At 66.6% G+C, this 19,135-nt stretch carries 20 protein-coding genes; 8 read left to right on the top strand and 12 right to left on the bottom strand.

Going from position 1 to position 19,135, the window contains the following annotated elements:
- Positions 1 to 29: 29 nt before the first annotated feature.
- Both ugpQ and WBG56_RS06400 read left to right on the top strand, forming a co-directional pair.
- The gene (gene ugpQ, locus WBG56_RS06405) at positions 30 to 797 is read left to right on the top strand and encodes a glycerophosphodiester phosphodiesterase (protein ID WP_424266411.1); all 768 of its coding nucleotides are present in this window, start codon (positions 30 to 32) and stop codon (positions 795 to 797) included.
- Positions 798 to 806: 9 nt separating this feature from the next.
- Positions 807 to 1,784 (top strand): 23S rRNA (adenine(2030)-N(6))-methyltransferase RlmJ, encoded by a 978-nt coding sequence (locus tag WBG56_RS06400; protein WP_424266409.1) that lies wholly within the window; start codon positions 807 to 809, stop codon positions 1,782 to 1,784.
- On the opposite strand, the gene WBG56_RS06395 is transcribed toward WBG56_RS06400, so the two are convergent.
- Positions 1,757 to 2,488 (bottom strand): pseudouridine synthase, encoded by a 732-nt coding sequence (locus WBG56_RS06395; RefSeq protein WP_424266826.1) that lies wholly within the window; start codon positions 2,486 to 2,488, stop codon positions 1,757 to 1,759. The two genes, WBG56_RS06400 and WBG56_RS06395, sit on opposite strands and share 28 nt — an antisense overlap.
- 44 nt (positions 2,489 to 2,532) lie before the next feature.
- On the opposite strand from WBG56_RS06395, the gene WBG56_RS06390 reads away from it, so the two are divergent.
- Entirely contained in the window at positions 2,533 to 3,141 is a 609-nt protein-coding gene (locus WBG56_RS06390) for a chorismate--pyruvate lyase family protein (protein ID WP_424266407.1), read from the top strand.
- Here the strand turns inward: WBG56_RS06390 and WBG56_RS06385 are convergent.
- A complete protein-coding gene (locus tag WBG56_RS06385) occupies positions 3,080 to 3,418 on the bottom strand; it encodes a P-II family nitrogen regulator (protein ID WP_424266824.1) in 339 nt (112 codons plus the stop codon). The genes WBG56_RS06390 and WBG56_RS06385 overlap by 62 nt on opposite strands.
- Positions 3,419 to 3,501: 83 nt before the next feature.
- Between WBG56_RS06385 and argH the strand changes: the two genes are divergently transcribed.
- A complete protein-coding gene (gene argH / locus WBG56_RS06380; RefSeq protein ID WP_424266405.1) occupies positions 3,502 to 4,917 on the top strand; it encodes an argininosuccinate lyase in 1,416 nt (471 codons plus the stop codon).
- Positions 4,918 to 5,004: 87 nt separating this feature from the next.
- Here the strand turns inward: argH and WBG56_RS06375 are convergent, their stop codons facing one another.
- From WBG56_RS06375 to surE, 7 genes are read right to left on the bottom strand one after another with little or no spacing between them, the layout of a single operon-like run.
- The gene (locus WBG56_RS06375) at positions 5,005 to 5,742 is read right to left on the bottom strand and encodes a sulfurtransferase (RefSeq protein ID WP_424266403.1); all 738 of its coding nucleotides are present in this window, start codon (positions 5,740 to 5,742) and stop codon (positions 5,005 to 5,007) included.
- 59 nt (positions 5,743 to 5,801) lie between these two features.
- Positions 5,802 to 7,019 (bottom strand): MFS transporter, encoded by a 1,218-nt coding sequence (locus WBG56_RS06370; RefSeq protein ID WP_424266401.1) that lies wholly within the window; start codon positions 7,017 to 7,019, stop codon positions 5,802 to 5,804.
- A gap of 10 nt (positions 7,020 to 7,029) precedes the next feature.
- The gene (gene rlmD, locus WBG56_RS06365; RefSeq protein WP_424266822.1) at positions 7,030 to 8,340 is read right to left on the bottom strand and encodes a 23S rRNA (uracil(1939)-C(5))-methyltransferase RlmD; all 1,311 of its coding nucleotides are present in this window, start codon (positions 8,338 to 8,340) and stop codon (positions 7,030 to 7,032) included.
- 4 nt (positions 8,341 to 8,344) lie between these two features.
- Positions 8,345 to 9,124 carry a 3'-5' exonuclease gene (locus WBG56_RS06360; RefSeq protein ID WP_424266399.1) on the bottom strand — a complete coding sequence of 260 codons (780 nt, stop codon included), beginning with the start codon at positions 9,122 to 9,124 and terminating at the stop codon, positions 8,345 to 8,347.
- A complete protein-coding gene (locus tag WBG56_RS06355) occupies positions 9,121 to 9,960 on the bottom strand; it encodes a peptidoglycan DD-metalloendopeptidase family protein (RefSeq protein WP_424266397.1) in 840 nt (279 codons plus the stop codon). The genes WBG56_RS06360 and WBG56_RS06355 overlap by 4 nt, the downstream gene beginning before the upstream one ends.
- Positions 9,961 to 9,973: 13 nt before the next feature.
- On the bottom strand, positions 9,974 to 10,795 hold the full coding sequence (locus WBG56_RS06350) for a protein-L-isoaspartate(D-aspartate) O-methyltransferase (protein WP_424266395.1): 822 nt from the start codon (positions 10,793 to 10,795) through the stop codon (positions 9,974 to 9,976).
- The gene (gene surE, locus WBG56_RS06345; protein ID WP_424266393.1) at positions 10,792 to 11,538 is read right to left on the bottom strand and encodes a 5'/3'-nucleotidase SurE; all 747 of its coding nucleotides are present in this window, start codon (positions 11,536 to 11,538) and stop codon (positions 10,792 to 10,794) included. Before surE ends, WBG56_RS06350 begins: the two co-directional genes overlap by 4 nt.
- 137 nt (positions 11,539 to 11,675) lie before the next feature.
- On the opposite strand from surE, the gene plsY reads away from it, so the two are divergent.
- Positions 11,676 to 12,317: a glycerol-3-phosphate 1-O-acyltransferase PlsY gene (plsY, locus tag WBG56_RS06340; protein WP_424266391.1), complete on the top strand. Its 642-nt coding sequence runs from the start codon at positions 11,676 to 11,678 to the stop codon at positions 12,315 to 12,317.
- Positions 12,318 to 12,319: 2 nt separating this feature from the next.
- Here plsY and tsaD read toward each other — a convergent pair whose 3' ends face one another.
- Positions 12,320 to 13,366 carry a tRNA (adenosine(37)-N6)-threonylcarbamoyltransferase complex transferase subunit TsaD gene (gene tsaD / locus WBG56_RS06335; RefSeq protein ID WP_424266389.1) on the bottom strand — a complete coding sequence of 349 codons (1,047 nt, stop codon included), beginning with the start codon at positions 13,364 to 13,366 and terminating at the stop codon, positions 12,320 to 12,322.
- 107 nt (positions 13,367 to 13,473) lie between these two features.
- Between tsaD and WBG56_RS06330 the strand changes: the two genes are divergently transcribed.
- The 3 genes from WBG56_RS06330 to WBG56_RS06320 all read left to right on the top strand — a co-directional run bounded on the left by WBG56_RS06330 (position 13,474) and on the right by WBG56_RS06320 (position 16,783).
- Positions 13,474 to 14,766: an NCS2 family permease gene (locus tag WBG56_RS06330; RefSeq protein ID WP_424266387.1), complete on the top strand. Its 1,293-nt coding sequence runs from the start codon at positions 13,474 to 13,476 to the stop codon at positions 14,764 to 14,766.
- 125 nt (positions 14,767 to 14,891) lie between these two features.
- The gene (gene trxA / locus WBG56_RS06325; RefSeq protein ID WP_298015985.1) at positions 14,892 to 15,272 is read left to right on the top strand and encodes a thioredoxin; all 381 of its coding nucleotides are present in this window, start codon (positions 14,892 to 14,894) and stop codon (positions 15,270 to 15,272) included.
- Positions 15,269 to 16,783: an MFS transporter gene (locus WBG56_RS06320; RefSeq protein WP_424266384.1), complete on the top strand. Its 1,515-nt coding sequence runs from the start codon at positions 15,269 to 15,271 to the stop codon at positions 16,781 to 16,783. The genes trxA and WBG56_RS06320 overlap by 4 nt, the downstream gene beginning before the upstream one ends.
- Positions 16,784 to 16,820: 37 nt before the next feature.
- Here the strand turns inward: WBG56_RS06320 and WBG56_RS06315 are convergent, their stop codons facing one another.
- Positions 16,821 to 17,807 carry a serine hydrolase gene (locus WBG56_RS06315; RefSeq protein ID WP_424266382.1) on the bottom strand — a complete coding sequence of 329 codons (987 nt, stop codon included), beginning with the start codon at positions 17,805 to 17,807 and terminating at the stop codon, positions 16,821 to 16,823.
- A gap of 131 nt (positions 17,808 to 17,938) precedes the next feature.
- Positions 17,939 to 19,135: TRAP transporter large permease (locus WBG56_RS06310; protein WP_424266380.1), on the bottom strand; the 1,197-nt coding region annotated here is incomplete at its 5' end.

The raw sequence follows: 19,135 nt of genomic DNA, 5'->3' as shown, positions 1-19,135 counted from the left end.
GATCTCCCTTTTCTGTCATCCCGATCCCCATGACGACACCGCATCCAGCCTGGCCCTGGCCCGCTTTCATCGCCCACCGCGGAGGCGGTCTGCTGGCGCCTGAAAACACGCTGGCCGCCATGCGCACCGGGGCGGCCCACGGTTTCCGGATGGCCGAATACGACGTCAAACTCAGCCAGGACGAGGTCCTGTTCCTGTTGCACGATGATGGCATCGACCGCACCAGCGATGGGCGGGGGCTGGCCAGCGAACTGGATTGGAAAACCCTGTCCCGGTACGATTTCGGCGCCTGGCACAGCCGCGATTTCGCCGGAGAACCCGCGCCCACCCTGCTGTCCGTCGCCCGGTACACGCAGGCCCGCAACATGCACAGCAATATCGAGATCAAACCCACCACCGGTTACGAGCGCGACACCGGGGTTGCGGTCGCCCGGGCCGCTGCCCGGCTGTGGGCGACAGCCTCCCTGCCGCCGTTGCTGTCTTCTTTTTCCGAAACCGCCCTGGAAGCCGCCCGCACCGCAGCCCCTGACCTGCCTCGAGCCCTGCTCATCGAAGGCCCGGTGCCGTCGGACTGGCGCTCCCGCCAGACGGGCCTGGGCTGCATCGGCCTGAACATCGACACCCTGCACGCCGATCAGGCAGTGGTGCGCGACATCCTGGACCAGGGCGCCACCCTGGCCGTCTGGACGGTCAACGATCCGGGCCGCGCCCGCGAACTGCTGTCCTGGGGCTGCCAGGCGGTATTCACGGACGCGCTGGATAGCGTCCGCCCCCAGGCCCCGGGCCTGAATCCATAAAGCCTCGCCATGTTCAGCTACCGACACGCCTTTCATGCCGGCAACCACGCCGACGTCCTGAAGCACGCCATCCTGGTGCAGACTCTGGATTACTTCAATCGCAAGGACAGTCCCTACTGGGTGATCGACACCCATGCCGGGGCCGGACTGTACGCCCTGGATGGCGACTGGGCAGGCCAAAGCGGCGAAGTCACCGAAGGCCTGGACCGCCTGCTGGGCGCGCCCCAGCCCCCCGCGCTGGTCGAACGCTACCTGCGGGCGATCCAGGATTTCAACCCGGACGGGGTTGCCAACGTCTACCCGGGGTCCCCCTGCCTGGCGCTGCACGCCATGCGCCCGGACGACCGCCTGCGCCTGTTCGAACTGCACCCCACCGAAGGCCAGGTGCTGGAAGACACGCTGCGCCAGCGGATGCATGCCTCGCGCCGTCAGGTGGCGGTGGCCCGCGAAGACGGCTTTGCCGGCCTGAAGCGCCTGCTGCCGCCTCCGCCCCGACGCGGCCTGATCCTGATCGATCCGTCCTACGAAAACAAACAGGACTACCGGCACGTGCTGCAGGCGGTCAAAGATGGGCTGCAGCGCTTTGCCCAAGGGTGTTTCGTCATCTGGTACCCGCTGGTGCAACGCATCCAGGCGCATGAATTGGTGCGCTCGCTGGAACGCCTGCCCGTGGATTGGCTGAATGCCAGCCTGACGGTCTGCAAGCCATCGGCCGACGGCCTGGGCATGCACGGCAGCGGCATGTTCATCGTCAACCCGCCCTGGACGCTGGAAGCCGAATTGCGCGCTGCCCTGCCCTGGTTGCAAACCACCCTGGCGCAAGACGACCAGGCGCGATTCAGCCTGCTGACACGCGCCGCCGGGACCCGGCCCGACAAAGACGCCGCCGCAATCGCGCAGACAAGGAAACCCGACGAGTCAGGCCGCCATGAACGGCCGCCCGCCGGACGAGCCCCGCGTCAGAAACGCTCGCCTTCTCGCAGATAACGCCACTGCCCCAGCGGCAGATCGCCCAGCACGATCTGCCCCATGCGCACCCGTTTCAGGCCGACGACCTTCAGCCCGACCTGTTCGCACATGCGGCGGATCTGCCGTTTGCGACCCTCGCGCAGGATGAAATGCAGCTGGTCCTCGTTTTGCCAGTGGACCTTGGCCGGGCGCAACGCCTGGCCGTCGAGCATCAGGCCGTGATTCAGCAACGCCAGGCCGCCGGACGACAGGCGTCCGTCGACCCGCACCAGGTATTCTTTTTCAATGCCGGAATCGTCGCCGATCAACTGGCGGGCGATACGCCCATCCTGGGTCAGCACCAGCAGGCCCTGGGAATCGATGTCCAGGCGGCCGGCGGGCGCCAGGCCGCGCAAATGCGCCGGGTCGAAGACGCGGCGCGCCTGATCCGCGTGATATTGGGTATTCGCGCGGATCAGAGACGCTGCCACGCGATACCCCTGGTCGGACTGGTGCGAGACGTAGCCGACCGGCTTGTTCAGGATGATCGTAGCCTTGTCGGTCTGACGTCGCGCCGCCTGCCGTTCCAGCGAGATGCGGGCATTGGGCAAAGCCTTGGTGCCCAGTTCGCTCACGATCCGGCCATCCACGCGGACCCAGCCGCGTTCGATGTAGGCATCGGCCTCGCGGCGGGAGCACAGGCCGCGCTGGGCCATCAATTTTGAAATTCGGACAGGTTCCATGATGGAGCGCATTGTAGCGTCCGCCATGCTATCGTGTCGCCCCGATGACTCCGCAAACCGCCAGCGCGCCCCTGTGGCGCAATCACCCGGCCCCCAGCCTGGACGGCCTGCAGCGCGCCTGGCTATGCCAGCCCGGGGCGCTGACGGTGGGCCTGCGCGCGCTGGGAGAAGTCCGCCTGTTTGTGCGCCGCGAAACCGTCGCCGCCCTGCCCCCCATCTGGGCGGCGGAAGCGGGCCTGCCGCCGGGCGCGGCTGTCTGGTGGCGTGAAATCCTGATGACGATCGATGGCCGCCCCTGCGTGCAAGCCTGCAGCTTCACGCCCTGGCTGGCCAGTCAGGGAGCATGGAAAGCCATGCGCGGCCTGGGCCGCCGGCCGTTGGCCGACATACTGTATCAGGATGCGCGGATTCGTCGCAGCGCGTTTCGCTTCGGCCGCCTGCTGACCCGCCGGGCCGACGGTCCATGGGCGACGCCTCGGGCCGGATGCGCGATCGAGGCCCGCCATTCAGTCTTTATGCGCCAAGGCGCGCCACTGCTGGTAGCGGAATATTTCCTGCCTGAATTCTGGGCGCTGGCCGCCCGGCCGGGCGCTACAGGGCCTCGACGCCGGTTTCCCCGGTACGGATGCGGATGGCCTGCTCGACCGGTGTGACGAAGATCTTGCCATCGCCGATCTTGCCGGTGCGGGCCGCGCGGACGATGGCCTCGATGACGCCGTCGGTCTGATCCGCAGCCACCACCACGTCGATGCGGATCTTGGGCAGAAAATCGACGACGTATTCGGCGCCGCGATACAGTTCCGTATGGCCTTTCTGCCGCCCAAAGCCCTTGACCTCGGTGACGGTCAGGCCGTTCACCCCCAGCTCGGACAAGGCCTCGCGCACTTCATCGAGCTTGAAAGGCTTGACGATGGCTGTGATCTGCTTCATGTCGGGTTGCGCCATGATCTCCGGTTTCCGCTGAAAAGCTTTTAATATAGCGCAGGTCGCGCCTCCTTTATAATTTCCGCACTATGTCCAATACCCCTTCCGCACACAATCAATTCGACAACAAATCCCAGGCCTGGTCGGCGCGGTTCTCCGAACCCGTCTCCGATCTGGTGAAGCGCTACACGGCTTCGGTCAATTTCGACCAGCGCATGGCCGCCTTCGACATCCAGGGTTCCCTGGCGCACGCCGACATGCTGGCGGCCGTGGGCGTCATCGGCGCGGCCGACCTGTCCGACATCCAGCGCGGCATGGCGCAGATCCTGCAGGAAATCCAGGCCGGGCAATTCCAGTGGTCGCTGGACCTGGAAGACGTGCACCTGAACATCGAAAAACGGCTGGTCGAACTGATCGGCGACGCCGGAAAACGCCTGCATACCGGGCGTTCGCGCAACGACCAGGTCGCCACGGACATCCGCCTGTGGCTGCGCCACGAGATCGACCTGGCCATCGACCTGCTGGGCCAACTGCGCGGCCGCCTGGCCACGCTGGCGCTGGAACACGCCGACACCATCCTGCCGGGCTTCACCCACCTGCAGGTCGCCCAGCCGGTCACCTTCGGCCACCACCTGCTGGCCTATGCCGAAATGTTCGGCCGCGACGCCGAACGCCTGGCCGACTGCCGCCGCCGCACCAACCGCCTGCCGCTGGGCGCGGCTGCGCTGGCGGGCACCAGCTACCCCATCGACCGCGAACGGGTCGCCAAGACCCTGGGCTTTGACGAGGTCTGCCGCAATTCCCTGGACGCCGTGTCCGACCGCGATTTCGCCATTGAGTTCTGCGCGGCGGCGGCCTTGATCATGACGCACATCTCGCGCCTGTCCGAAGAGCTGGTCCTGTGGATGAGCCCGCGCGTCGGCTTCATCGACCTGGCGGACCGCTTCTGCACCGGCAGTTCCATCATGCCGCAGAAGAAGAACCCCGACGTCCCCGAATTGGCCCGTGGCAAGACCGGCCGCGTCCATGGCCACCTGGTGGCCCTGCTGACCCTGATGAAAGGCCAGCCCCTGGCCTACAACAAGGACAACCAGGAAGACAAGGAAGGCCTGTTCGACACCGCCGACACCATCCGCGACACGCTGACGATCTTCGCCGACATGATCGGCGGCATCCGCGTCAAGGCCGACGCCATGCGCGCCGCCGCCCTGCAGGGCTACGCCACCGCCACCGACCTGGCCGACTACCTGGTCAAGCGCGGCGTGCCCTTCCGCGACGCCCACGAAACGGTCGCGCTGGCGGTGCGTTCCTGCGAACAGCGGGGCTGCGATCTGGCCGACCTGTCACTGGACGAACTGCGCGGATTCCACGCCGACATCCAGGACGACGTCTTCCAGGTGCTGACGCTGGAAGGCTCGGTCGCCGCCCGCAAGCACATCGGCGGCACCGCGCCCGAGCGCGTGCGCATCGAAGCGCAACGGGTGCTAGACCAGACGAAGGCGTAAGCGGCGCACAGCGTACCCTTCGCTTTCAAAGAAAAACGCCGGACGGCTTCAGAACCGCCTCGGCGTTTTTACTTGTTGCGCTCCGGACTAAACCGCTGGCACGGCCAGGTCCATCCCCAGCACTTCACGCTCGTCGAACACGAAACAGCGGCCCTCGAACCCCGGGCCGCCGGTTTCCTCGAAATATTTGAGGATGCCGCCCTCGAGCTGATAGACATGGTCCATGCCTTCTTCAGCCATGAAAATCGCGGCTTTCTCGCAGCGGATGCCCCCGGTGCAAAAGCTGACCACCGTCTTGCCCGCCAGTTCGGCGCGATGCTCCCGCACCGCTGCGGGAAACTCTGAAAACTTCGTCAGCCGCCAGTCAATGGCACGGGCGAACGTGCCCTCGTCCACCTCGAAACCATTGCGCGTGTCCAGCATCACGACTTCGCGCCCTTCGTCGTCCTGGCCCTGCGCCAGCCAGCGCGCCAGCGTCGGTGCGTCCACGACAGGCGCCCGTCCTGCTTCAGGCCGGATCGCCGGATGATTCATACGGATGATCTCGCGCTTGATCTTCACCCGCACGCGCCGGAACGGCACGGTCCTAGAATAGCTGTACTTGGCCTGCAAGGGCGCGAAGCGGGCATCCGCGCGCAGCCAGCCCAGGAACGCCTCGATGTCGTCTTTGCCGCCCGCCAGAAACACGTTGATGCCTTCCGGCGCCAGCAACACCGTGCCTTTCAGGTCCAGCGCCAGGATCCGGGCCATGATGCGCTCGCGCAGATCCGGCAGATCATCCAGGGAAACGAACAGGTAGGCGGCAATATTGGCGACGGGATGCATGACGGCGGGCGGGCAATGGATCAGGCCGCATTTTAAAGGGAATGCATGGATGAAGCCCGCTACCCGTCGCTGCGCTGACGCCCCGCCGGCACACCCAGCCCCAGCAGCGCCACTGCCGCGAACGCCGCTCCGGCCAGAAAGGTCGCCGACGGCCCCCAGACCTGCCACAGCCAGCCGGCCAGGACGCTGGCCAGCAGCATGCATACGCCGCTGGCCAGATTGAAGATGCCGAAGGCCGTGCCCTTCATGCCCGCCGGCGTCGTATCCGCCACCATGGCGGACAGAATTCCCTGGCTGAATCCCATGTGCAGCCCCCACAGCGCCGCGCCGGCCAGCAGCGACCAGACGCCGCCGCTCTTGACGGCCAATGCCAGATCCGCCAGCACCAGCAGGCCCAGGCCAGCCGCCAGGACGGCGGAGCGCGGCACACGGTCCGACAGCCAGCCGGCCGGATAGGCCGACAGCGTGAAGAAGAGCGACATCACGATCAGCACGACAGGCGCCCAGGCGGCGCTCAAGCCCATGTCCTCTCCGCGCAGGATCAGGAAGGCCTCGCTGAAGCGCGCCAGCGTGAATACCGCGCCGATCGCCACCACCCGCCAATAGGCGGCGCCGAAATCGCGCGACGCGCTCCAGCGGATGGGAGAACGAAACGGTTTCGTTTCGCCCGGCCCGGACCTGGCCTCGCGCACTCCCCAGAACAGCAACCCCATGGCGACGATGCCCGGCACCACGCCGAACCACAGGACATGACGGATATCCGTGAAGACCAGCATCAGGATCACCGCCAGTCCCGGCCCCAGGACCGCGCCCACGGTGTCCATCGACTGACGCAAGCCGAAGGCCGCGCCGCGGATGGCCGGCGGCGTGACGTCGGCCACCAGGGCATCGCGCGGCGCGCCCCGGATGCCCTTGCCGATCCGGTCGATGAAGCGGGCGGCGAAGACCATGTCCACGGTCTGCGCCAGAGGGAACAGGGGCTTGCTGAGAGCGGCCAGGCCGTAGCCCGCCAGCAGCAGGCCCTTGCGCCGGCCCAGGAAATCGCTGATGGCGCCCGAAAAGACCTTGACGATCATGGCGGTGGCCTCGGCCACGCCCTCGATCACCCCCACCGTCAGCACGCTGGCTCCCAGGCCCGACACCAGGAAGATCGGCAGCAGGCTGTGGATCAGCTCCGACGAAAGATCCATGAACAGGCTGACCAGGCCCAGCATCCAGACGGTGCGCGGGATGGCGCGCTTTCCGCTCGCATCCGGAACGGAATTCCTGTCGCTCATGCTGCTTCCTTCAGGGTTCGAATACCGCGATCGATTCCACGTGCGCCGTGTGCGGGAACATATTGACCGCGCCCGCGGCCCTCAGCGTCCATCCGCCCACATGGCACAGCATCCCGGCATCGCGCGCCAGGGTGGCGGGATTACAGGAGACGTACACGACACGACGCGGCCGCTCGTCCGGAGCCAGTTCGGCCAGGGCCTGCGCCACGGCCAGGGCGCCCTCGCGCGGGGGGTCGATCAGCATGCGGTCGAAATGGCCCAGGCCGCGCAACCAGCCGGTGTCGACCTCGAACAGATTGAGTTCGGTGAATTCCGCCTTGTCGGCCAGCCCCTGGCGGATGGCGTCCTCGCGGGCGCGCGCCACTAAAGTCGCGCTGCCCTCGATGCCCACGACTGCGCGACTGCGCGTGGCCAGCGGCAGGCTGAAGTTCCCCAGGCCGCAAAACAGATCCGCCACGCGGTCGTCCGGCTGGATGTCCAGCAAACTGAGCGCCCGCGCCACCAGGACCTGGTTGATATGCGGGTTGACCTGGGTGAAATCGGCAGGCTTGTAGTGCATGCGCAGGCCGTACGCCGGCAGCGCGTAGGCCAGCACGTCGACTCGGGCCGGATCCAGGGGGTGGGCGGTTTCCGGCCCCTTGGGCTGCAGCCACCAGTCAATGCGGTGCCGGTTGCCGAAATCGCGCAGGCGATCCAGATCGTCGGGCGTCAACGGTTCCAGGTGCCGCAGGCAAAAGACGGTGGCCTCGTCGCCCACCGCCACTTCGATCTGCGGCATGCGTTCGGGCCGCGACAGGCCGCCGATCAGCTCGCGCAAGGGCATCAGCAGGGCCGACACATGCGGCGGCAGCACCAGGCAGGACTGCATGTCGGCCACGTAGCTGCTGGCGCGCTCGCGAAAACCGACCAGCACGCCGCCTTTCTTGTGCACCAGCCGCACGGACAGGCGAGCGCGATGTCGGTAGCCTGCGGTCGGCCCCTGCAGCGCCGGCAGGATCTGCTGCGGCCGGACCTTGCCGATGTGTTCAAGCGCATCTTCCAGGGAACGCTGCTTGACGGCCATCTGCGCGGCGGGTTCCAGGTGCTGCATGGCGCAGCCTCCGCAGACGCCGAAATGCGGGCACGGGGGCCGCGTGCGTTGCGACGAGGGCCGCAGGACGCGCTCGACCTTGGCCTTGTCGTAGGAGGGTTTGCGCCGCTTCACGCGGGCCAGGACCCGTTCGCCGGGCAAGGCGCCCTCCACGAAGATGACCTTGCCTTCGTGATGGGCGATCCCCTGCCCCTCCAGATCCAGCGACTCGATATCCAGGGGGTACACAATGGGTTCAGGCATGATTCCAGGCGGAAAGGAATTCCTTCCAGTGCGGGGCGTCGATGGCGGCCAGGGTGTTGCGCACCAGGTCGAGTTCGGCGGCATAGGCCGTGGCGTCCAGATCGCCCTTGATCAGGCGGTAGCGGCAATAGACCAGCCAGGTGTTGACCACGTCGGTTTCGCAGTAGTTGCGCACGTGGTCGCGGTCGCCGGCATGCCAGGCCTGCCAGACCTGGCCGCCATCCATGTCCAGCTTGCCGGGAAAGCCGCACAGCTTGGCCAACTGATCCAAGGGCGCATTGGCGCGGCCATTGAATTTCGCCAGCACGTCCATCAGATCGACGTGGCGCGTATGGTAGCGGTTCAGGTAGTTGTTGAAACGGAAATCGCGGTCGTCCTCCCCGGTGTCCCAGTAGCGCGGGGCCGCCACGCCATGGATCAGGCTGCGGTAATGCAGCACCGGCAGATCGAACCCGGACCCGTTCCAGCTGACCAGCGTGGGCGTGTAATGCCCGATCGTCTTGAAAAAACCCGCGATCAGCGTGGATTCCGGGTCATCGGCCTGGCCGATGGTGCGCACGCGAAACCCCTGATCGTCGCGAAAGGCGCAACCGATCACCGCGACCTGCTGCAGGTGCAGGGGCAGGAAATCGTTGCCGTGCGTCTCTCGCCTCGCGGCCAGCGCGGACTCGATCAGCTCGGCGTCGGGCAGATCGGCCCACTGGGGATTCAGGCGCCGCAGCCCGTCCGCGTCTGGAATGGTTTCCAGGTCAAAGACCAGGGTGGGTATCATCGGGCGGGCAGATAGGACAGGGGGTTGACCGGCGTGCCCCGGCGACGGATCTCGAAGTGCAGGCGCGGCGACGTCGTGTCGGACTGGCCGATCGTGGCGATCTTGGCGCCTTTCTTGACGGTTTCACCGGTCTTGACCAGCAAGGACTGGTTATGCGCATACGCTGTGATGAAGCCATCGCTATGGCCCAGCAGGATCAGATTGCCCAGCCCCCGGACCCCGTTGCCGGCGTACATGACCTTGCCTGCCGCAGCCGCCGTCACCGGCGCCCCGATGGCGCCCTCGATGTCGATGCCTTTGGTGTTGCCGTTGAACCCCTGGATGATCTTGCCGTCGGCGGGCCAGCCCCAGGACACCAGGCCGGCGTCACTGGCGCGGGAGGCCGACGTTTCCACCGGAGCAGCGGGCGTGGCGGCCGGCTCCGCCGCCGGAGATGTCGTGCCGCCGGCCGGCTTGGTTTGCACAGGCGTGGCCACCGCGGTGGACGAGCCCGACGGCATGGCCGTGCCGCCATCCAGGCGCAAGACCTGGCCGATGGCCAGTTGCGTCGGGTCGGAGATATTGTTCAGTTGCGCGAGGCGCGAAGGTTCCATGCCATGGCTCTGGGCGATCTTGTAGAGCGTATCGCCCGCCCGCACCACGTATGTGCCGCGCGCGGCCGCCTGCGTCCCGGATGACGACGCGGCATTGGAATGATCGGCAACCGGCGCCCGCTGCGAGCGCGAGGCGCAGCCGGCCAAGGCCACGGCCGACAGAACAGCGGCCAAAAGCATCATGCGCCCGGTGCGCGTCGGTTGGGTGAACGGAGCATCTGTCACCAGCGTCCCATCGAGCATATGGTTCTCCTACTTAGGTCTGCGTGCCAGGACGCAGCGGTACGAATCGGACATCTTCGAGTTCCACCCGATGCCAGGAAGAAGGACCGGTGCGTTCGAAGAGAATAAGTCTCTGGTGCGTCGCGCCTTCGGGGGCGATCAGACGCGCACCGATAGCCAGCTGATGCAGCAGGACTTCAGGGATTTTAACGCCCGCAGCCGCCACGACAATGCCATCGAAGGGCGCCCGGTGCTCCAGCCCCTGCATACCATCGCCAAACGACAGGCGCACACGGCCCCGTGAGCGCCCCTGGGACAGATTCAAGCGCGCCTGATCGTAGAGCCCGCGGATGCGTTCGACCGCATAGACCTCGGGCACGAACTGCGCCAGCACTGCCGCCTGATAGCCGCAGCCGGCGCCGATCTCCAGCACCCGTTGGGGATCCCTGCCCGCGCACATGACGGCCAGCATATAGGCCACCACCCAGGGCTGCGAAATCGTCTGCCCATAACCGATCGGCAAGGCCGCGTCTTCGTAGGCGCGACTGGCCAGCCCCTGGTCGACGAAGTCGTGGCGGGGAACCGTCTGCATGGCCGCGAGCACCCGGTCGTCGGTGATGCCCTGTTCGCGCAGGCGACGCACCATCTCGGTGCGCAGACGATCGGAATTCAGCCCCAGGTTGGCCGGAAGCGCCGACGCCAGCGAGGCGCCGCCTCGCGCGGGCGTCTGGCTGTGCGGCCCCAGGATGCGGGTATTGCTGTTGGCCACGGAATAGCCCGGCCCCAGCGTGGAACTGCGCACCGGGCTGCGGCTGATCCGCAGAGGACGATCCGAAGGGTGACGCGGCTTGTTCATCGCTCTCCCACCCAATGGGCCACGGCCTGGGTCTGGGCGTGGTCGGTCAGGTCCAGGCGCAGCGGCGTCAGCGACACGGCATGAGACGCAATGGCGCCGAAATCCGTATCGGATCCGCCATCCAGAGCCAGGCCGACCGGGCCGATCCAGTAGACCGCATCGCCATACGGGGTCGTGCTGCGGATGACGGGTTCGGACGGATGCCGGCGCCCCAGGCGCGTGGCCCGGAAGCCGGATAGCTGCCGATACGGCACGGCCGGAATGTTCACGTTGAGCAGTAGAGGATGCTGCCAGGGTTGATCGCGAAACCGCACCACCAGTTCGCGCGCGACCTGGGTGGCGGTATCCAGATGTTTCCAATCGCGCTCCACCAGGGAAAACGCCATGGAGGGCACCCCGAACAGATAACCTTCCGAGGCTGCCGCGACCGTGCCGGAATACAGCGTGTCTTCCCCCAGATTGGCGCCGTTGTTGATGCCGGACACCACCAGGTCGGGGCGAAAATCCAGCAGGCCCGTCATTGCGACGTGCACGCAATCGGAAGGCGTGCCGTTGACGAAATGAAAGCCATTGGCGGCCTGGCTCAGCGTCAGGGGGCGGCGCAGCGTCAGGGAATTCGACGCCGCGCTGCAATTGGTTTCGGGCGCCACCACCGTGATATCGCCCAAGGGCCGCAAGGCTGCCGCCAGCGCTTCGATGCCCGCCGCGTTGTAGCCATCGTCATTGGTGACCAGAATGCGCATTGCCTTTTCTTCCTGCCTGAAACCGGATGGTGCGAATTGTACTCGGGGATATCCCCTGTTCGGATGACGGAGCCGGTCAAGCGCTTTAGAATGGCCCCCATTCCAATTATCCGCGATGGCGCAGTCGCCCACTTTCCATGTCCGAACTTTCTTTCACAGGCGGTATTATCCTGGCGCTGGTTCTGGGATATCTCATCGGATCGGTTTCTTTCGCCGTCGTGGTCAGCCGGGTGATGGGGCTGCGCGACCCCCGCAGTTTCGGCTCGGGCAACCCCGGCGCGACCAACGTGCTGCGCGGCGGCAACAAGCTGGCCGCCTTGCTGACCCTGCTGGGCGATGCCGCCAAGGGATGGCTGGCCGTCGCCCTGGCCGTCTGGGCCGTCAGCCGGGGCTGGCTGCCCGATGCCGCAGTGCCCCTGGCGGGCCTGGGGGCCTTTCTGGGGCATCTCTATCCGCTATTCCTGCGTTTTCGCGGGGGCAAGGGCGTCGCCACGGCGCTGGGCGTGCTGCTGGCCCTGCAGCCCTGGCTGGCGCTGGCCACGGCGCTGACCTGGGTGATCGTGGCCGCCGTGACCCGCTATTCTTCGCTGGCCGCCATCATCGCGGCGGTCTTCGCGCCGTTCTACTACCTGCTGGGCGGCGACGTCGCCTGGCGCATCCATGCGCCGACGGCCATGGTCATCGTTGCCATCAGCGTGCTGCTGCTGGCCCGGCACCATGAAAACATCGCCCGCCTGCTGGCGGGCAAAGAAAGCCGCATCGGCAGCAAAAAGAAATAGGCTCAGGCAGGGACGCAGACGTCCTGCAGATCCCAGCGAGGCCGCACGGCAAAGCCCGCATCCTGCGGGGCCGTCAGGTCGACCAGGCCGGCCCGCGCCCGCAGCGCGGCAGCCCAGGCGATCATCGCGCCATTGTCGGTGCATAAATGCAGGGGGGGGAAGTACACCCGCCCGCCCAGCTCGGCCAGCGCCGCCTGCAGATGCTGGCGCAGATGGCGATTGGCCCCGACGCCGCCCGCCACGACCAAGGTCTTCAAACCGGTCTGGCGCAAGGCCTGCAGGGATTTTGCCGCCAGCACATCCACGATGGCGGCTTCGGTCGAAGCGGCCAGATCCGCCCGTGCGGCAAGGTCGGCATCCCGGCCTTCGGCCTGCAAGGCCCGCATCCGCGTCATGACAGCCGTTTTCAGGCCGCTGAAGCTGAAATCCAGATCGCCGCTATGCAGCATGGGGCGCGGCAAGGCGCAGGCGCGGGGATCCCCCTGTTGCGCCAGGCGCGACAATTCCGGCCCGCCCGGATATCCCAGCCCCATGAGCTTGGCGCTTTTGTCAAAGGCCTCGCCCGCGGCATCGTCCAGCGTTTCCCCCAACAGCTGATAGCGCCCCACCCCATCGACGCGCATCAGCTGGGTATGCCCGCCGGACACCAGCAAGGCGACGAAGGGAAACGAAGGGACCTCGTCCGCCAGCAGGGGGGACAGCAGATGGCCTTCCAGGTGATGGATCGGGATCGCCGGCAGATCCCGCGCCCAGGCGAAGGCCCGCGCAAATCCGGCCCCCACCAGCAAGGCGCCCGCCAGCCCGGGGCCGGCCGTATAGGCCACGGCGTCCAGTTCCGCCGGTCGCACCCCGGCTTCCTCCAAGACCTGCCGGGTCAGCGGGACGATGCGCCGGATATGGTCGCGCGAAGCCAGTTCCGGCACCACGCCGCCGTATTCCCGATGCATGGCGATCTGGCTGTGCAAAGCGTGCGCCAGCAGGCCGCGTTCCGTGCAGGCGATGGCCACGCCCGTTTCGTCGCAGGAGCTCTCGAATCCGATGATCAGCATAGGGCGAAGTGTACTGCTGTTCACAAAAGGCTTTTGGCCGCCGTAGAATGGGGCCGTTGCAGAAAATACGCAGTCAATAAACCGCTTCCATCTCTGGGGACAAGATCATGTTCGAACAGCTCTTCAAGCTCAAGGAACACGGCACCAACGCCCGTACCGAATTGCTTGCCGGCCTCACCACCTTCCTGACGATGTCCTACATCGTGTTCGTCAATCCCGACATCCTGTCGAGCACGGGCATGGACAAAGGCTCGGTCTTCGTGGCCACCTGCCTGGCGGCGGCGCTGGGCTCGCTGATCATGGCCTTCGTGGCCAATTGGCCCATCGGCATGGCGCCGGGCATGGGCCTGAACGCGTTCTTCGCTTTCACCGTGGTCGCGCAGATGGGCTATTCCTGGCAGCAAGCGCTGGGCGCGGTGTTCATCTCGGGGGTGGTGTTCGTCATACTGACCGTCACCGGCGCCCGGGAATGGCTGGTGGCCGGCATTCCAGCCTCGTTACGAGCGGCCATCGCCGCCGGGATCGGGCTGTTCCTGGGCATCATCGCCCTGAAGACAGCCGGCATCGTCGTCCCCAATCCGGCCACCATGGTGGGGCTGGGCGACCTGACCCACGCCAGCACGCTGTTCGCCATCCTGGGGTTCTTCATCATCGCAGCCTTGGGGGCCTTGCGGGTCAAGGGCGCGATCCTGATCGGCATCCTGGCCATCACCCTGCTGTCCGTCGTCACCGGCCTGACGCAATACCAGGGGATCTTCTCCGCGCCGCCCAGCCTGGACCCCACCTTCTTCAAGCTGGACATCGCCGGGGTGTTGAACACGGGCTTCTTCCATATCATCCTGGTCTTCGTGCTGGTGGAAGTCTTTGACGCCACCGGCACCATGATCGGCATCGCCACGCGCGCCGGCCTGGTCACGCCGAACAACCCGGGCCGCCTGGGCCGCGCCCTGCTGTCCGACAGCTGCGCCATCGTCGCCGGTTCCTTCCTGGGCACCAGCAGCACCACCGCCTACATCGAAAGCGCCTCCGGCGTGCAGGCGGGCGGTCGCACCGGCATGACCGCCCTGGTCATCGCCGTGCTGTTCCTGCTGGCGCTGTTCCTGTCGCCGCTGGCCGGCATCGTGCCCGCCTACGCGACCGCGCCGGCCCTGCTGTACGTGGCCTGCCTGATGCTGCGCGAACTGGTCGACGTGCAATGGGACGACATCACCGAGGCCGTCCCCGCCGCCATCGCCGCCGTGGCCATGCCCCTGACCTACTCCATCGCCAACGGCCTGGCCTTCGGCTTCATCAGCTACGTGGTGATCAAGGCTCTGTCCGGGCGTTTCCGCGACATCCACCCCGCCACGCTGCTGGTCGCGATCCTGTTCGTCATCAAGTACGCCCTGTTCCCCGGCTGATCCCGGGCCGGGAAGGTCCCCGCGGACCTTCCCCCTGTTTCCACTTGCAAGGCAGGTACACTGTCCCCATATGATCAGCAATCCGGTCGGCGGCCTTTTGCCGCCTTCCACAGACAGGAGTCCCCATGAGCATCATCGAACTCACCCAGGAAACCTTCCAGGACGCCACCAAGGCCGAACAACCCCTGATCATCGATCTCTGGGCGCCGTGGTGCGGTCCCTGCCGCCAGTTCGCCCCCACCTTCGAAGCCGCTGCTGAAAAGCACCCGGATGTCACCTTCGCCAAGATCAACACCGAAGACCAGCAGGAACTGGCCGCCGCTTTGCGCATCCGCTCGATTCCGACCCTCATGGTGTTCCGTGAAAACGTGCTGTTGTTCCAGCAGGCCGGCGCCCTGGCCGCTTCGCAACTGGAAGAACTGATCACCCAGGTCAAGGCCGTGGACATGGCGCAGGTGCATGCCCAGATCGCCGAACAGGAAAAGGCCTCATCGACCACTCATTGAGCCCTTCCTCCACCCACCGCTCGACACAAGCCCACCGGCCGGACCCCGGCCGGTGGCGCATTCTGGCCATCCTGCTGACCACCATTTTCATGTCCCTGATCGGGGTCAGCATCGTCAACGTCGCCCTCCCCTCGATCCAGATTTCCCTGAACGCCTCGCAATCCGACATGCAGTGGGTGCTGTCTGGCTATGCCTTGACCTTCGGCGTTGTGCTGGTCGCGGCGGGCCGCGCCGGCGACCTGATGGGGCGCGGCGGCCTGTTCCTGGCGGGGGTGGCGCTGTTCACGCTGTCGTCGATCGCCGCCGGTCTGGCGCCGGATGCCGCCTGGCTCAACAGCGCCCGCTTTCTCCAGGGAGTGGGGTCGGGTCTGCTCAACCCGCAGGGCCTGGGCATGATCCAGCACTATTTTCGCGGGGCCGAGCGAGGCCGCGCCTTTGGCTATTTCGGCACCGTCGTCGGCTTTTCCGTAGCCATCGGCCCGGTGCTGGGCGGCCTGCTGATCGAACTGGGCGGCTTGAATCTGGGCTGGCGGCTGACATTCCTGGTGAACGTGCCCATCGGCATCGCGGTCATCGCGCTGGGGCTGAAATGGTTTCCCCGGCCCCTGATCCAATGGCCCGGCCGCGCCGACCCGCCCGACGCCGCGGATGTCCCGGACGCCCAGGCCGCCGCGCACGCGGGATGGCGCTCTCTGGACCCCGTCGGGTCCCTGCTGCTGGGGCTGGCCGTGCTGTCCGTGCTGTACCCCTTCGTCGAATCCCGCACCGCCCCCCTGACCTGGGCCTTGCTGCCGCTGGGCCTGGCGCTGGCCGGCCTCTGGGTCTGGTGGGAACGCCGCACGATGCGCCGGGGCGACAGCCCCATGGTGGACCTACGCATCTTCGCCACCGCCAGCTTCAGCAACGGCGTCCTGATCATGGCGCTGTATTTCCTGGGCATGACCAGCGTCTGGGTGCTGGTGGCCCTGTACGTGCAGGAAGGCCTGGGCATGTCGGCCCTGGAATCCGGACTGTTCGGCATTCCCGCCGCCCTGCTGTCGTCCTGGGCGGCCGACTGGGCCGGCCGACGCGTCATGACCTACGGCCGCAAGATCGTCATCGGCGGCCTGTTTCTGGCCCTGGCCGGCCTGGGCCTGAGCATGGGAGTGATCCTGCTGCAGGCCCACGGCCTGATCAGCGCCTGGTGGCTGCTGCTGACCCTGTCCTTCGTCGGACTGGCGCAAGGGTCCGTCATCAGCCCCAACCAGGCCCTGACCCTGATGGACGTCCCCCTGGACTACGCAGGCAGTTCCGGGGCCATCATGCAGACGGGGCAGCGCATCGGCACCTCGGTCGGCATCGCCATGATCACCGCCGCCGTGTTCTGGACGCTGGATGGATATGCATCGTGGCACATTGCCACTGCGGCCGGCTTGGGCGTCATCTCGCTCGTCGTCGTGCTGGCCTTGATCTTCGCATACAAGGACCAGCGAGACCGCGGCAAAAGCGGCCGGGCGATCATCGCGGAATGAAGCCCCTCGCGAACGCGGGCCGGGCCGCCGCAGCCCCTTATTTCGCCGCCATGCGGCTGCTCAGGACGCGCCGCACGCGCACCGCGTCGCCAAAGCGCGCACCGCTGACACCCTGGGCGTTGAGCAGCACCATGGCCAACTGACGGCCGCCCAGCTCAAGCACCATGATCAGGCAGTCGCCCGCCTCGCGGGTGGTGCCGGTCTTCGATGCCAGGATGGCCCAGTCGGGTCGACCCACCAGCATATTGGTATTGTGGAAGACCTGGCCCGAGACCTTGTCTCCGGGATCCGTCGTGAATTGCCGGATCAAAGGCTGCCGGGCGGCGGCCTTGATCAGCCGCGCCAGGTCGCTGGCCGAGGACACGTTTTCGTTGGACAGGCCGACAGGCTCCACGAATCTCGAATCCGTCATGCCCAGCGCTTGCGCCTGCGCATTCATGGCGTCGACGAATGCCCTGATGCCGCCCGGATACGCGCGCCCCAGGGCATGGGCCGCGCTGTTTTCGGAAGACATCAGCGCCAGATGCAGCAGATCCGACCGGCTGAGGCTGGTCCCCACGGCCAGGCGCGATGGCAGCTCGCTGGGCACGCCGTCGTCGCTGGCGTCGATGCGGATCATTTCGTCCAGGGGTTGTCCTGCCTTGAGCACCACAAGAGCCGTCATCAACTTGGTGATCGACGCAATGGGCCGCACCACGTCCGGATCGCGAGCGAACAGGACCTCGGCCGTGTCCATGTCTTCCACCAGGATCGTGGTGGACGTCAGTTTTTCGATTTCCCGGGCCGGATTGCGCGTGACCAGCGAGGCGCGGAGAGCAGCGTCCGGGTCCAGCGCTTCGGGCTGCGCCCCCCACCGCTGGACCGCGACGCGTTTGCCGTAGCCGTGCTGGCAGATCGGCAAGGCGGGCTGGGCATTGCAGGGATGAAAATTGGCGACCTGGGCCGATGCGCCCGGCGACCAGGCCAGCGTCGCCGCCAGGGCCGCCATGGCGAAAAATGCCGCCCGCGCGTGCTGCACAGCCATGAGGGCTCCCGATTCGTTGGCGCGGTGCAGGACCGCGCGTCACCTGTCTGACATACCTCGCAAAATATCTTACTTTTGCTGAATAGACAACGGGCGCCCGTCGAGGGCGCCCGTGTGTCAACTGTAAAGGCCTATCCGAACAGGCCGGGCAGCCAGAGGCTGACGCTGGGCACGTAGGTGATGAACACCAGATAGACCAGCAGCAGCGAGAGCCAGGGGAAGGCGGCGCGAATGACCTGTCCGATGCTCATCTTCGTGATGCCTGCGGTGACGAACAGGTTCAGGCCCACGGGGGGCGTGACCATGCCGATCTCCAGGTTGACCACCATGATGATGCCCAGGTGCACCGGATCGATGCCCAGTTCCATGGCGATCGGGAACAGGATCGGGGCCAGGATCAGGATGATGCCGGTGGGTTCCATGAAGGCGCCGGCCACCAGCAGCAGGATGTTGACCACGATCAGGAACTGCCAGCTGCTCATGTCCCAGGCGATGATCTGCTCGGCGATGGCCTGGGGGATGCGCTCGGTGGTCAGCACGTGGGCGAACAGCAGCGCGTTGGCGATGATGAACATCAGCATGATGGTCACCTTGGCCGCATCGATCAGGACCTCCGGCACCTGCTTCATGCTGATGTCGCGGTACACGAACACGGCGATGAAGAAGGCGTAGACCGCGGCCACGGCGGCCGCCTCGGTGGGGGTGAAGATGCCGCCGTAGATGCCGCCCAGGATGATGACGATCAGCAGCAGCCCCCAGATCGAATCGCGCGCGGCGCCGACGATCTCGGCCGCGCTGGCGCGCGGCTGGCGGGGCATGTTGCGCATGCGCGCGACCACGTAGATGGCGACCATCAGCAGCAGGCCCAGCAGCAGCCCGGGGATGACGCCGGCCATGAACAGCGCGCCCACGGACGTTTCCGTGACCGCGCCGTAGACCACCATGACGATGGACGGCGGGATCAGGATGCCCAGGGTGCCGGCGTTGCAGATGACGCCGGCGGCAAAGGCCTGGCTGTAGCCGGCCCGCACCATGCCGGCGATCACGATGGAACCCACCGCCACCACGGTGGCGGGCGAAGAGCCCGAGACGGCGGCAAACAGCACGCAGGCCATGACCGACGCGATCGCCAGGCCGCCGTGCAGGTGGCCCACCGAGGCGATGGCGAAGCGGATCATGCGCTTGGCCACGCCGCCGGTGGTCATGAAGGCCCCGGCCAGGATGAAGAAGGGGATGGCCATGAGCGTGAAGTGCTCGGAGGTCTCGTAGAGCTTGAGCGAGAGCGAGGCCAGCGAGTCGGTGCCGAAGGCCATGATGGTCAGGAGCGA

The organism is Castellaniella sp., assembly GCF_049671645.1.
GTDB lineage: Bacteria > Pseudomonadota > Gammaproteobacteria > Burkholderiales > Burkholderiaceae_B > Castellaniella.
The sequence above is the reverse complement of the archived record's forward strand: the minus strand, read 5'-3'. Positions and strand labels throughout refer to the sequence as shown.

Excerpts from the sequence above, each read along its gene's own strand:
- ugpQ (WP_424266411.1), top strand. The coding sequence starts at position 30 with ATGACGACACCGCATCCAGCCTGGCCCTGGCCCGCTTTCATCGCCCAC.
- WBG56_RS06400 (WP_424266409.1), top strand. The coding sequence starts at position 807 with ATGTTCAGCTACCGACACGCCTTTCATGCCGGCAACCACGCCGACGTC.
- WBG56_RS06395 (WP_424266826.1), bottom strand. The coding sequence starts at position 2,488 with ATGGAACCTGTCCGAATTTCAAAATTGATGGCCCAGCGCGGCCTGTGC.
- WBG56_RS06390 (WP_424266407.1), top strand. The coding sequence starts at position 2,533 with ATGACTCCGCAAACCGCCAGCGCGCCCCTGTGGCGCAATCACCCGGCC.
- WBG56_RS06385 (WP_424266824.1), bottom strand. The coding sequence starts at position 3,418 with ATGAAGCAGATCACAGCCATCGTCAAGCCTTTCAAGCTCGATGAAGTG.
- argH (WP_424266405.1), top strand. The coding sequence starts at position 3,502 with ATGTCCAATACCCCTTCCGCACACAATCAATTCGACAACAAATCCCAG.
- WBG56_RS06375 (WP_424266403.1), bottom strand. The coding sequence starts at position 5,742 with ATGCATCCCGTCGCCAATATTGCCGCCTACCTGTTCGTTTCCCTGGAT.
- WBG56_RS06370 (WP_424266401.1), bottom strand. The coding sequence starts at position 7,019 with ATGAGCGACAGGAATTCCGTTCCGGATGCGAGCGGAAAGCGCGCCATC.
- WBG56_RS06360 (WP_424266399.1), bottom strand. The coding sequence starts at position 9,124 with ATGATACCCACCCTGGTCTTTGACCTGGAAACCATTCCAGACGCGGAC.
- WBG56_RS06355 (WP_424266397.1), bottom strand. The coding sequence starts at position 9,960 with ATGCTCGATGGGACGCTGGTGACAGATGCTCCGTTCACCCAACCGACG.
- WBG56_RS06350 (WP_424266395.1), bottom strand. The coding sequence starts at position 10,795 with ATGAACAAGCCGCGTCACCCTTCGGATCGTCCTCTGCGGATCAGCCGC.
- surE (WP_424266393.1), bottom strand. The coding sequence starts at position 11,538 with ATGCGCATTCTGGTCACCAATGACGATGGCTACAACGCGGCGGGCATC.
- plsY (WP_424266391.1), top strand. The coding sequence starts at position 11,676 with ATGTCCGAACTTTCTTTCACAGGCGGTATTATCCTGGCGCTGGTTCTG.
- tsaD (WP_424266389.1), bottom strand. The coding sequence starts at position 13,366 with ATGCTGATCATCGGATTCGAGAGCTCCTGCGACGAAACGGGCGTGGCC.
- WBG56_RS06330 (WP_424266387.1), top strand. The coding sequence starts at position 13,474 with ATGTTCGAACAGCTCTTCAAGCTCAAGGAACACGGCACCAACGCCCGT.
- trxA (WP_298015985.1), top strand. The coding sequence starts at position 14,892 with ATGAGCATCATCGAACTCACCCAGGAAACCTTCCAGGACGCCACCAAG.
- WBG56_RS06315 (WP_424266382.1), bottom strand. The coding sequence starts at position 17,807 with ATGGCTGTGCAGCACGCGCGGGCGGCATTTTTCGCCATGGCGGCCCTG.